This window comes from Oribacterium parvum ACB1 (assembly GCF_000238055.2).
Taxonomy (GTDB): domain Bacteria; phylum Bacillota; class Clostridia; order Lachnospirales; family Lachnospiraceae; genus Oribacterium; species Oribacterium parvum.
Map to the genome: position 1 here is coordinate 655,385 of NZ_KE148312.1, position 12,850 is coordinate 668,234.

12 protein-coding genes and 1 pseudogene are annotated in these 12,850 nt (G+C 45.6%); all 13 read right to left on the bottom strand.

The genetic code is table 11. The features are described from left to right. Nucleotides 1-86: 86 nt before the first annotated feature. Nucleotides 87-1,511, bottom strand: coding sequence for an alanyl-tRNA editing protein (locus HMPREF9625_RS03070; RefSeq protein ID WP_009535540.1), 1,425 nt, complete (start codon nt 1,509-1,511; stop codon nt 87-89). Nucleotides 1,512-1,598: 87 nt separating this feature from the next. Next, nucleotides 1,599-3,137: a 4-alpha-glucanotransferase gene (malQ, locus tag HMPREF9625_RS03075; protein WP_036569438.1), complete on the bottom strand. Its 1,539-nt coding sequence runs from the start codon at nt 3,135-3,137 to the stop codon at nt 1,599-1,601. Between the two features lie 125 nt (nt 3,138-3,262). Continuing rightward, the gene (locus HMPREF9625_RS03080) at nt 3,263-3,694 is read right to left on the bottom strand and encodes an aspartate carbamoyltransferase regulatory subunit (RefSeq protein WP_009535542.1); all 432 of its coding nucleotides are present in this window, start codon (nt 3,692-3,694) and stop codon (nt 3,263-3,265) included. A gap of 233 nt (nt 3,695-3,927) precedes the next feature. Then, nucleotides 3,928-4,851 (bottom strand): aspartate carbamoyltransferase, encoded by a 924-nt coding sequence (gene pyrB, locus HMPREF9625_RS03085; protein ID WP_009535543.1) that lies wholly within the window; start codon nt 4,849-4,851, stop codon nt 3,928-3,930. Nucleotides 4,852-4,978: 127 nt separating this feature from the next. After that, the gene (gene pyrE / locus HMPREF9625_RS03090) at nt 4,979-5,614 is read right to left on the bottom strand and encodes an orotate phosphoribosyltransferase (RefSeq protein WP_009535544.1); all 636 of its coding nucleotides are present in this window, start codon (nt 5,612-5,614) and stop codon (nt 4,979-4,981) included. A gap of 154 nt (nt 5,615-5,768) precedes the next feature. Further along, nucleotides 5,769-6,533: an orotidine-5'-phosphate decarboxylase gene (gene pyrF, locus HMPREF9625_RS03095; protein ID WP_009535545.1), complete on the bottom strand. Its 765-nt coding sequence runs from the start codon at nt 6,531-6,533 to the stop codon at nt 5,769-5,771. Nucleotides 6,534-6,650: 117 nt separating this feature from the next. Next, entirely contained in the window at nt 6,651-7,559 is a 909-nt protein-coding gene (locus tag HMPREF9625_RS03100; protein ID WP_009535546.1) for a dihydroorotate dehydrogenase, read from the bottom strand. After that, on the bottom strand, nt 7,553-8,275 hold the full coding sequence (locus HMPREF9625_RS03105) for a dihydroorotate dehydrogenase electron transfer subunit (RefSeq protein ID WP_009535547.1): 723 nt from the start codon (nt 8,273-8,275) through the stop codon (nt 7,553-7,555). Before HMPREF9625_RS03105 ends, HMPREF9625_RS03100 begins: the two co-directional genes overlap by 7 nt. A gap of 129 nt (nt 8,276-8,404) precedes the next feature. After that, nucleotides 8,405-9,793, bottom strand: coding sequence for a dihydroorotase (locus HMPREF9625_RS03110; RefSeq protein ID WP_009535548.1), 1,389 nt, complete (start codon nt 9,791-9,793; stop codon nt 8,405-8,407). A gap of 377 nt (nt 9,794-10,170) precedes the next feature. Beyond that, nucleotides 10,171-10,440 carry a type II toxin-antitoxin system HicB family antitoxin gene (locus HMPREF9625_RS03115; RefSeq protein WP_009535549.1) on the bottom strand — a complete coding sequence of 90 codons (270 nt, stop codon included), beginning with the start codon at nt 10,438-10,440 and terminating at the stop codon, nt 10,171-10,173. 68 nt (nt 10,441-10,508) lie between these two features. Then, the gene (locus tag HMPREF9625_RS03120) at nt 10,509-11,420 is read right to left on the bottom strand and encodes an AraC family transcriptional regulator (protein WP_009535550.1); all 912 of its coding nucleotides are present in this window, start codon (nt 11,418-11,420) and stop codon (nt 10,509-10,511) included. Between the two features lie 266 nt (nt 11,421-11,686). Next, nucleotides 11,687-12,229, bottom strand: coding sequence for a glutathione peroxidase (locus tag HMPREF9625_RS03125; RefSeq protein ID WP_195891285.1), 543 nt, complete (start codon nt 12,227-12,229; stop codon nt 11,687-11,689). A gap of 329 nt (nt 12,230-12,558) precedes the next feature. Beyond that, nucleotides 12,559-12,660 (bottom strand): annotated as a pseudogene (locus HMPREF9625_RS11645) (transposase domain-containing protein); the annotation flags it as partial. Nucleotides 12,661-12,850: the final 190 nt, after the last annotated feature.

Below are 12,850 nucleotides of genomic sequence, written 5' to 3' on the forward strand. Positions count from 1 at the left end.
CCATTCACTTTTATGTATTTTTATTAAAAATACATCTTATTGTGATTTATATCGTCTATTTTTAATAAAAAATAAGACAGTGCAGATTATTCTGCACTGTCTATCCAATCTTTCAGTTCTTCTCTGCTCCCCCGGAAGCGTCCCTGCAGCATCTCTTCCTTTCCCCCTCCGGAAAAGTGCCTCTCCTCTTTCCATTTCTTAAACCGTTCCAAAAATCCTGCCTGTCCGGCTCCCGCAAACTGCCACTCCTGCTCTCCTCGTCTTGAAAAGCAAAAGAAATCCGTATCCACATAGGATTTTAAGCTCTCACAGGCTTTATTGAGAAGGATCATCTCAAAGTCCGGAAAATGGAAGACTACCAGATTTTTGTTTCCGTAGTATTCTAAAGCTTCGCCAAGGAGAGGTTTTCCTGTGAAAACAGCTCTTTTTTGTATAAACTGTTCTTTCTTATAGTTGTTTCCAAGCAGTTCTACCGCCTGCAGGGAAAGCGCGATTCGTCTTCCTCTTTCCTCTTCCGTCTGTTCCTTCAGCTTATCCACCCGTTCGGAAATACTTTGATAGTCGGTACTCATCTTACGGGATACCTTGAAAAGCAGCTTTTCTTTTTTCTGCGTGTCCAAAAAAGCAAGCTCTCCGGAAAGCAGGAAAACTCTTGTTCCGCCCCGGTGTCTCTCAAAGGACAGAAGCTTAAAGAGCCCGATTTCTCCTGTCCGCTTTACATGCGTTCCACAACAGGCGCAGCTGTCCACTCCCGGGATACTGACTACGCGAATCGCACCGGAAAGAGCCTTCTTTTGGCGGAATTCTATCGTTTTCTTTCCTTGTTCAAGGCTTCCGATTGGCAGTTCTTCTCCCGTCAGCTTTTCCAAACTTTTCTCCGAATTCGACCCTCCGGATTCTTGTTCTTTAGATTCTTGTTCTTTAGATTCTTGTTCTTCGGATTCTTGTCCTTCAGATTCTTGTTCTTCTACATATTTCTCCTCTACCGGTAGATTTCTTCGAATCACGGCATTCACTGCCGATTCCAGCTCGGAAAGTGCCTCCTCCGAAAGCTCTCCGTTAAAATCTACAGTGACATGCGGATTTTCTGCGGTGAGTTCCATGTGAAAGCCGACATTGCTGTAGCCGAAGCGACTGCTGATAAGCCCCGCAAAAATATGTTCTCCGCTGTGATTTTCCGACTGTCTTCTTCGATAGGCATAGTCTACCTTGCAAAGTACCTCCGTTCCTTCCGGAATCTCTTTTGCAAGAAGATGCACAATATACTCGTCCTCCACATTTTCCGCAAAGAGAAGCTCTGCACCGTCTATCGTCCCCTTGTCCGGTGCCTGTCCGCCTCCCTCCGGATAAAAGGGCTCTTCGGAAAGCCGCAGAAGAAAAAGAGCAGGAAAGCTTTTTCCCACTCTCTTCTCCCATGCTTCCTTTTCTTTTCCGCATAAAGGCAGACAGGACAGAACCTTTGCCTTATAACTCTCTTTTTCCTCTTGATAATACAAAGCATTTTTCAACATCGTTAAACCTATTTTCTGTAAGCTCTCTATTGCTTATCCTCTGAAAACATACGGCCACGCAAAAACGCATTTTCCTAAAACGCCACTCTAGCTAAGTCTACCGCTTTCTTCCGCCATTTTCCGGATCTTTTCCGCCACATCCTTGGAAAAATCTTCCTTCGAAAAGCGGTAGCTCCAGTTATTGCCAAGCTTGGAAGGCGTATTGATGCGCGCTTCCTTTCCCTTATGTAAATAGTCCTGCATGGGAATCATTGCCGTATTGGAAACCGAGTCCAGGGTCATTTTGATAAAGAAGTCAACATAATCCATCTTAAGAAGCTCTTCTACTGTCTTACCGCTATAATCAGCCGCCATTTCCCGGTCCTCCGGAAGGATTTCCAAAAACCAGTCCTTTAAGACCTGATTGTCATGAGTTCCCGTGTAGCAAACCGTGTTTTTGGTCCAGGTATTCGGACGATAATCTCCGCTCTCCCTCGAGTCAAAGGCAAATTCCAGAAGCTTCATCCCCGGGAAGCCACTGTCTTTAACGAGCTTCTTCACGGACTCCGTGACATAGCCTAAGTCCTCCGCGATAACCTCTTTCTTTCCAAGAGCCTGCTCCATGGCATGAAAAAGCTTCATACCCGGCCCCTTTTCCCAATGTCCGCGCTTTGCATTTTCATCCCCGTAGGGAATGGAAAAATACTCATCAAAACCACGGAAATGGTCTACACGCACAATGTCATAAAGAGAAAAGCAATGCTTCATTCTGGAAATCCACCAGCTGTAGCCTTCTTCCTCATGCTTCTCCCAAGCGTAGAGCGGGTTTCCCCAAAGCTGTCCATTTTCCGCAAAGGCATCGGGAGGGCAACCGGCGACCGCGGAGGGCTCTCCGTTTTCCGTTAATTGAAAGAGAGAGGGGTGATCCAAGATATCGGAAGAATCCAAGGAAACATAGATGGGAATATCCCCAATAATCTGAATTCCTAAGCTATTTGCATAGTCTTTCAGGCTCTTCCACTGTTTGATAAAAAAATACTGGCAAACCTTATGAAAGTCAGCGGAATACGGCATCTTTTTTTCCATAAAAGCAGCATAACTCGGAAGCCAATGCGCATTTTCGGAAAGGAATGTCAAATATGCCTCTTTCTCCGCCTTGAACGAAAAACACTCCGCATCGGTTTTTGCGAACGGTTTAAGCTCCGTTTCCCCCTCCATTTCCGCTTCCGCTTTATCTTTCTTTTCGGATTCCGTTTCCGCTTCCAATCTTGTCAAAAAGCGCTTTACCGCTTTATCCAGTACCGGAAAACGAAGCTTGTAGAGCTTTCCGTAATCTACGCGCTCTTCCGAGTCGGAAAAAGAAAGGTCGGAAAGCTCTTCTTCCAAAAGCAGCCCCTCTTCCACTAAGGTATCCAGGTCAATAAAATAAGGGTTTCCCGCAAAGGTCGAAAAGCTCTGGTAAGGAGAATCTCCGTAGCCTGTCGGTCCCATGGGTAGAATCTGCCAATAGCTCTGCCCTGCCTCCTTCAAAAAACGAACAAACTCTCTTGCTTCCTTTGAAAAACTTCCTATTCCGTATTTTCCCGGTAAGGAGAACAGAGGCATCAAAATCCCTGCCCTTCTCCGTTCTAAAAGAAAACTACTCATATCCTTTTCCTCACATAAAAAATCCACTTCCAAAACTACGGTTTCAGAAGTGGATTTAAGCGAATACGATTTCAGCATTTCCATAGCCTTTTTCGCTATGAATACCTTTCCTCTAAAAGCATAGTTTATTCAAATTCATCGTTCTTCGCAATTGTATCACAATAAATGCAACGATACTGCCTCTTTTTTCCCTCAATCTTCTTAAATACCTGTGGAAGCTCCTGCTCCGTAGATGTAATGCAACGGGGGTTCTTGCAATGCAGGACATTTTTCAGTGTTTCCGGCAGAGAAAGATTTGCCTTATCCACTCTTTTTCCGTCCCGAATGTAGTTTACGGTAATGCCCGGATCGATGTAGCCGAGCACATTTAAGTCAAGGTCAATATTCTCCGCAATCTTTACAATGTCCTTCTTTCCCATCTTTCCGGAAGAGCAGTTCTGAATGAGTGCCACCGGACTATTCAAATTCTGCAGTCCCAGATACTGATACACCAGCATACTCTTTCCCGCCTTAATATGATCTAAAACAATACCGTTCTCAATTCCATCTATATTCATAATGATTTCCTTTCCTTCCTATTATCGTTAGTTACATGATAAAGATAGATTTATTGTGGATTTACAATTTCTGTTCATATACTCTTTGATAAAGCGTATGGAGACGCCGGCACTTGCCGAGAGCAAGCGCAGCGAAGCTCGAGGCTTAGTGCCGCTCTTTCGGAATCGAGCGAGAGCGCCTTTAGAAAAGAGTATATGAATGGAAGTACAATCTTTAATCAATAAATCTAGATTTACTTATCCAGTCCGAGAAGCTTCAAAATCAGTGCCATTCTCATCTGCTTTCCGCAAAGTGTCTGATAGAAATACTTTGCACGCTTATCCTTATCTACTTGAACGGAAATCTCGTTTACACGGGGAAGCGGATGAAGAATTCCCATCGTTTCTTTCGCATTTTTCAGCTTTTCGGGAGTCAGCACATAGATGTCCTTTAAGCGAAGGTAGTCTTCCTCGTTAAAGAAGCGCTCTCTCTGAACTCTCGTCATATAGAGGATATCGAGCTCCGGGATGGAGCCTTCCAGGTCCGTCGTCTCTCTGAACTCCGCACCGGCTTCCTTTAATTTCTCAATCTCGTACTCCGGAAGACGAAGCTCTTCGGGGGAAATCAAAATATAGCGGTTATTCGGGTAGCGGAGCATGGCGTCGATTAAGGAGTGTACGGTACGACCGAATTTCAAGTCTCCACAAACACCGATGCATAAGTTGTCAACTCTTCCGTAGGTTCTATGAATGGTCAGAAGGTCTGCCAAGGTCTGTGTCGGGTGAAAATGTCCTCCGTCTCCGGCATTGATGAACGGAACCGTTGTGTGGGTTGACGCTACAACCGGTGCACCCTCCTTCGGATGTCTCATGGTAATAATATCCGCATAGTTGGAAACAGTCTCAATCGTATCGGCTACACTCTCTCCCTTTGCCGCGGAAGAACTCGAAGCTCCTGCAAAACCGAGAACGGAACCGCCGAGCTCCAGCATAGCCGCCTCAAAGGAAAGTCTTGTTCTTGTAGACGGTTCAAAGAACAGAGTCGCCAGCTTCTTGTGTTTACAACGTTCCCAGTAGTCTTCGGGCTTCGCTTCGATCTTATCCGCCAAAGCCATCAGCTCATTAATTTCCTCAACACTCAGATCCAAAATGTTAATGATACTACGATTTTTCTCCATCCTTTTACCCTTTCTTATATTTAAACATCATCTATAGAGAATCCTTTTCAGGAATTGCTCTTATGCATAACAGCTGTTCTACAAACACTTACTTCTTCCTTCACCGGAAACGCCCTGCTATCCGGCACTACTTCGTCATCCAAGACTCATCGGAGGGGTTGTCTCTAAAGTGCAGAAGCTTTGCCTCCTCTTCCTTTTCGATATAGCCCTTTGCAACAGCTACCGGTAAAAGAGAGTCCAAGTCGCAGAGGGAATGATTTATCACATTGGCCTCGCTCAGTCTCTTTTTTCCCTTTTCCATTCCGTAGGTGAAAATGCTCACCACGCCAAGCACCTTGGCACCATTTTCCTCTAAGACCTTCACGCAGTCTATGACGGATCCGCCTGTAGATATGAGATCCTCCACCACGACAACGGGCTCACCCGGAGTGAGCTTTCCTTCAATCTGGTTTTGTCTTCCGTGATCCTTTGCAGATCCTCTCACATAGCCCATAGGAAGGTCCAGGATTTCCGCGGTTAAAGCGGCATGTGCAATGCCAGCCGTAGACGTCCCGAAAAGCGCCTTTGCCTCCGGAAAATGCTCTTTCACAAGCTCGGCAAGCCCCGCCTCAATCTTTCTTCTTACCTCCGGAAAAGAGAGGGTCAAGCGGTTATCACAATAAATGGGAGAATGAATTCCCGATGCCCAAGTAAAGGGCTCCTTCGGTCTTAAAAATACCGCCTGAATGGATAATAAACCTTCTGCAATTTCTTCTTTTCTCATCTTTTCCCTCCTGCTATGTAACATGCTATATAAACTTGTTTAACTCATTTTACACTATACCAAACTACCATTACTGTACCGCTGTATTCCGGCTTTTCACAAAACTCTACTTTTCTTCACGAAACTTCGCTTTTCCTTATCTTAGAAAGGAAGTTTAGTCGCAGAACTGTCTTACCGCTTCTCTATAGGCCTCTACCGGATTTTCCGCCTGCGTAATGGGGCGTCCCATTACGATGTAGTCCGAGCCCGCTTCCTTCGCGTCTGCCGGACTCATAACTCTCTTTTGATCTCCTACGTCACCGCCCTTAAAGCGAACACCCGGAGTGATCGTTAAGAAATCCTTTCCCAGCTTTTCATGGATTTCTCTTGCTTCCCAAGGAGAGCAAACCACACCGTCGAGCCCTGCCGTTTTTGCATTTTGTCCGTAGTGGAGCACAACCTTTTTCAGCTCTTCCTTAATGAGAAGTTCCTCCTCCATACACCTTTGGTCCGTGGAGGTAAGCTGCGTTACCGCAATAAGAAGCGGACGATTTTTTTGATTCGTAGAGCCCGAGCTTTCCTTTTCCGCCTTGCAAGAAGAAGCCTCATTCTCTCCATCCTCGAAGGAAAGACCGCGAAGTGCCTGTCGCATCATTTCCACACCTCCGGACGCGTGCAGGTTCGTCATATCCACACCGAGGTCTCGTAAGGAGCGCATTCCGCCCTTTACGGTATTCGGAATATCATGAAGCTTTAAATCCAGAAAAATCTGATGTCCTCTCTCCTTTATTTTCCTAACAATCTCCGGTCCCTCACTGTAAAAAAGCTCCATTCCCACCTTTACATAGGGCTTTCTTTCTTCCTTTGCAAATAAGTCTAAAAACGCCAAGGCCTTCTCACCGCTCGGAAAATCCAGCGCTACCATAACATCCTTTCCCATTTTGGCTCCTTCCCATTTTTATCTATATATTTTCATTGATTTATCTTGAATTCGACTTTGTGCCTTCTATGTTTTCGAATTCAGTTTATCTCTTCTATATAACTAAACTGCTTTTAACTAAACAATTCCGATAATATCCTGTATATCCTCAATCCCCAGTCTCTCGCAAAGTATTGGAAGTTCCGTGATGATTTCTTCGCAAACCCTCGGATTCACAAGGTTCTCTGCCCCGACTTCCACCGCACTTGCACCCGCCATCATCATTTCCAAGACATCCTCCGCACGGCTGATTCCGCCCATCCCGATAAGCGGAAGCTTTACTGCCTGATGTACCGCATAGACGGCACGAACGGCAATCGGGAAGATGCCCGGTCCGGAATAGCCCCCGACCTTGTTTGCCAGCACCGGCTTTCTTCTCTTAATATCAATCCGCATACCGAGCACCGTGTTAATGAGCGAAAGACCGTCCGCTCCTCCGCTTTCTGCAGCCCTCGCCATTTCCGTAATATCGGTCACATTCGGACTTAACTTCATGTAAACCGGCTTCTTCGTCTTCTCCTTTACTACTCTGCAAACCGCTTCCACGGACTTTGCGTCCGTTCCGAAGGCCATCCCCCCGTGGGATACATTCGGGCAGGAGATATTCACTTCTAAAATGCCGACATTTTCCACCTTATCCATCTCTTCAGAGAGGATGGCGAAGTCCTCCAGAGAAAAACCGGAGATATTCGCTACCAAGGGCTTTTTGAAGAACTTTCCAAGGCGCGGAAGCTCCTCTTCCACAACCTTTTTCACACCGGGATTCTGGAGTCCCACGGAATTCAGCATGCCACCCGGGCACTCCGCAATGCGGGGCAGGGCATTTCCCGGCCGTTCCTCCACCGTCGTTCCCTTAAAGGAAAGGGATCCAAGGATATTTAAGTCGTAGAGGCTCTTGAATTCTTCTCCGAAGGCAAAGGTGCCGGAGGCAGGAATAATCGGATTGTCCAGCTCTATTCCCGAAAGCGTTGTTTTGATGCTTACCATTCAATTTCCTCCCATGCAAATACCGGTCCGTCCTTGCAGATGCGCTTCATGCCGGACTTCATTTTCCTGCTGCACCCCATACAAGCTCCAAAGCCGCAACCCATGCGCTCCTCAAAGCTGAACTGTCCGCCCTCAACCTTCTCATGTACGGCGCGGAGCATGGGCTCCGGCCCGCAGACCATGGCGTAGTTATGATTTCCGAGAAGAGCAGTCACAAAGCCCTTTTGTCCATGACTGCCGTCCTCTGTCGCCACATTCACGGGAACGCCCAGTGTGCGGAACTCTTCTTCAAAGAAAACATCCTCTTTGGAACGAAAGCCGAGCGCCACATAGGGGTGCTTACCGGCCTCCACCAGTTTCTTACAGAGGTAGTAAAGGGGCGGAACACCGACTCCGCCGCCGCAGAGTACAGGATTTTTCGGGGCGTCCTCCACGCTGTAGCCGTTTCCAAGTCCTGTTAAGATGGAGAGGTATTCCCCTTCTTCCATGCAGGAGAGCTCTTCCGTCCCCTCTCCCAAAACCTTATAAATGAGGGTTAAGGTATTTTCCGAAACATCACAGACGGAAATCGGTCTCCTCAAATACTTCCCGGGAATCTTAATCTCACAAAACTGTCCGGGCGCCGTAAACTCCGAGCAGTCTCCGTCCAGCTTCATCAGGAAAACCTCTTTCGCAATCATTTTGTTTTCCAGTATCTTAAACTCGCATTCTTGCATGCAGTCTTTCTCCTCTCCTTACTTTTACTCAGCTCTTTCCCCATAATAAAGTTTTTTCCAAAAGTAAACCGGTTTCAGAAAACACAGTTATTCCTTGGTCTGCCTTTTCTCCTCGATGACTTAGTCTTCCTAAACCTGCAAAATCCCTTTTTCGCTGTCGTAAACTTCTCTTCCTTGATAAAAGGTCTTCAGCACCCTACCCTGTACCTCCTGCGCTGCAAAGAGCGTGCTTCTGCCTTTTGTATAGAAGCTCTCCGGATTGACCTTGTACACTTCGTCAAGGTCTAAAACCGCAATATCCGCTTCCACGCCGTTTTCGATATACTTCGGTCCGCGAATCGGAAAGATTTCTCTCGGTTTTGTGCACATCAGTTCCAGTAGTCTATAGAGAGAAATCGCGCCATACACTGTCTTTCCTCCCTCGGCGAGAATCTCTGAAGCGTTCGCCTTTGCCTCTCGTCTATCTACGCGTTCTTCTTCCCGGTCTAAGGGGTTCCGGAGAACCATATTGTGGAGCATAGACGGAAAAGCGGTTTCCAATCCTACGATTCCAAAGAAGGATTGGGACAGGCCCTTACTCTTTTCTTCCGCACTGTGGGGTGCATGGTCCGTGATTAAGCAGTCAATCGTGCCGTCCTGTATTCCCCGAATTAAAGCTTCTCTGTCCGCTGCCGAACGAATCGGGGGATTCATCTTCCAACTTCCGTCTTCCTCCAAGTCCCTATCCGTAAACATGAGGTAATGCGGTCCTGTCTCGCCTGTCGCCTTCACTCCTCTTTTCTTCGCCTTTCGAAGAAGCTCTACGGATTCTTTTGTGGAAATGTGGCAGATATGATACTGTGCGCCGGTTTCCTCAGAAAGCCGAAGGTCTCTTTCCACCTGCTTCCATTCCGAAGCCGAGTTAATTCCGATATAGCCGTGGGCTTTTGCAAAGTCTCCGTCATGGATGCATCCGCCCGGCTTTAATTCGCTTTCATCCTCACAGTGTGCAACAATGGCCTTTCCGAGTGCATGCGCTTTCTGCATGGCCTCCCTCATCAATGCCTCTTCCTGCATTCCCTTTCCGTCATCGGAAAAAGCAATCACATCCGTTGCAATCTCCTCCATATCGGAAAGCACGCCCCGTCCCTTTTGCTCCCGGGTAATCGTACCGTAAGGATAAACCTTAATGAGTGCATCCTTCTCTATTGCCTGAAGCTCTAAGGAGAGATTTTCCCTAGTTGATGGCGGCGGATTTAAGTTCGGCATAGCGCAGATTGCGGTATAGCCTCCGTGCGCCGCCGCCCTCGTTCCGCTCTCCACCGTTTCCTTATACAAAAAACCGGGCTCTCTGAGATGTACATGAACATCTACAAAGCCCGGAACAATTAATTTCCCCTCTATATTGTAAACAGTAGTATTCTCTAAATCATTTTCAGAAAAATCAAGAAAAAGTCTATCTGCGGAAAGCAGTACATCCGCTTTCCCGATTCCTTCATTCGTATACACATAGCCATTTTTCAGAAGTACCTTACTCACCTTGTCCTCCTATCCTGCCCAAATGTCTGCAAGAGTATAGCAAAAAATAAAGGGGGTGACAAGGGGGAAAATGGGACTTTGAAAATACAGCTGTAAAGTTCTTATAATGCTGCGCAGTCCTGAAAGGGGGTAATCTGAGCCCGTCAGCACTTGCTGAAAGCAAGCATAGCGTAGCTTGAAGCTTAGTGCTGCTACGAGGCGAGGTTAGCGAGAGCGTGCCCCATTTCAGGACTGCGTAGCATTAAAAAACAGCTTTATTTTCAAATCTCCGGGACTTTGTTTCAGCAAAGGAGAGCTGAAACAAACTTTGCTTCGCAAAGCACACCCCTTCGGGCTGTGGTCGGTACGGGACGACTTTTCTGAAGAAAAGTCTTTCCCTACTCATCCCACCCTTCTTTTGGCATGAGGAAGGCAAGCATGGTCTTCTCTTCTCCTTCTTTCAGTTCTATATCGTCTAAGTGTGTCTGCTTGGGGAAGTTCATGCTGTCCTCGGACTCCACAAGGAGCCAGTTTACTCCTGCGTGCCGTGCGTCTTCCAAGGCATCCTGCTTGTCTTTTCCTTCTCCGAAGCAACCTTCCAAATCAATCACATCCACTCTATAGCCTTCGTCTTTTTTCCGGATAATTGCCGGATAATAATACGTCATTTTTGTTGTCCTTCTTTCTATACATTCTTTTTTCAAATACAAAGATACGTGCTTGATTCGTTTTACAGTTATCCCAACATTCTCTTTCTATATTGGTTTGGCGTTTCTCCCATAATAGTTTTAAAGGTTTTAATAAAGTTACCTTGATTATGGAAACCTGTATTCTTTGCGATATCCACTATCTTTTCCTCGGTCTTAATCATCAGATCCGTTGCCTTTTTCACGCGATAGCGATTGAGGTACTCCAAAGGGGGGAGCCCCACATGATTCCCGAAAAATCGAGTAAAATATTGCTCATTTAACCGGCAAAGAGAAGAAAGATTATGAATATACAATTTTTCCTTATAATGCTCTTCCATGTATAAGATGCACTCTTTCAGAAGCTCCGCCTTGTTTCCCTCCTCTGTCGGACTCTTCTCCCGAATCAATCCCATACCTTCCATAGTCGCAAAAAGATGCAACATCTCTGCCCGCATATGCATGTGGTCCGCCAGGCCACGAAGACTGTATTTTTTGCAGGACTCTATGCTTTCCTCTCTCAAACCGTGCTTATGAAAATATTGCACCATACGGGAAAAACTTTGCACTGCATCAATAAAGCCCATATCATTTAGACTGATTTCCTCCGGAAAAAAATGCTTCTCTTCCCGTAAAGGAGCGAAAAACTTCTGCTCTACAAAGTCATTTTCCAAAAAACGAAACTCTTCCAGATTGAAGCAGAGAGAATGCTCTACCGCCTTATCCGAGGTCGCATAAATTCGATGAAAACAGCCTTTGGGAATAAAATAGAGACACTCCTCTTTAATCAGCTTCTCCTTCAGATTCAGATAAAGCTGAAACTCACCCTCCTGAAAATAAATCAGTTCATCATAGTCATGCCACTCGGCTTCCACAGCAAGTCTTTCCCTTTTTCCACTGACGCTGCTAAACAAAACGGGAAAATGCAAATCAGAAAGACCGGATCTATTCTCTTCTTTCATTCCTTCCCCCTTCCGTTTAGCTAAAGCACAAGATATTTCGTACTCGGAATCCTTTTCAAAATACACTCTTTTATTAAGAAAGCATGCTCGCCGGAGCAATGCAATGGAATCTATTTTTTTCCCTGCTTAAAAAAGCTATATCCCTACTCTAGGGATATAGCTATATTAACATAGGAAAATGCTTTTATCTATAGAATCGGAGCTCTCTCGAAAGATTTATCGCCGCTTCTTCCGAAGATTGGTCATCGCTCCCTTGAAAGAAATTCTTAAATCAGCTCTGCAACTTTCTTCGCCACATCCTGCATGTCCGCAGTCGGCTCGAAGCGTTCTACAACATTTCCATCTCTGTCTACAAGGAACTTAGTAAAATTCCATTTAATGTCCGGATTCTTCTTATAATTCACATCTCTTGTAAGGCACATAGCTGCCATCGCAAGTCCCTTCGGACTGTGCCCAAAACCATTAAAGCCCTTCTGCTCCTTTAAGAAAGCATAGAGAGGCAGTGCATTTTCTCCGTTGACATCGGACTTCTTCATCTGGGGGAACTTGGTATTGTAGGTTAATGTACAGAATTCATGAATCTCCTCATCCGTTCCCGGAGTCTGGCCGGCAAACTGATTACAAGGGATATCAATGATTTCCAATCCCTTCTCATGATACTCCTCATAAAGCTTCTCGAGATCCTCATACTGCGGCGTGAATCCGCAGCCGGTTGCCGTATTAACAATGAGCATTACCTTTCCCTTGTTCTCCGCCAAAGAAAGCGCTCCGCCGCCTACCATGGGTACTGAAAAATCATAAATATTCATATCTTCCTCCTTTTCGATCCTTACTACTCTGTACTGCTTTTGTTTGAAAATATCTGCCATACACACTTGCCTCCACTCTCTCCCCTACTCGATATACGAGATGGGTATAAAGCAAAGAGCAACTTTTAATTGTTTGCAATTTAATTATAAACAATATTTTTAGTCTGTCAAGAAGTTTTGATAGGTGAAGTATCCTATTCACCTCCAACGCAAAAAGCAATCTCCCTTCTGAACCGAAAAAAAACCGCTCTGCGCTATGTATGATCGTGCGATGACGATCATGATTAATCTAAGGTATAGTTTCTTTGATTTAGAGGTAAATGGTAAATAACCTCTTCTCTTGGATATTTGAGGAGCCCCTTTAGTAGGTATGTAAAGTATTCGTAGGGCTTTAGTTGGTTTGCCTTTGCACTTTCCGCAATGCTATATAGATTTCAACAAGGAAATTGTAACGACCTTAGTGCGCTTCTTTATGGACAGCCAACTGAACAAAAATGGGGAACGCTTATTTTACTACGCATCATCCGAAACTGCTGGATGAATATGACCGAAATGACGGAATTTGTATCGTTAGAAACCGTAATGGCATTACAGCAGAAAATGAGTGTAAAAGCAAGCAAT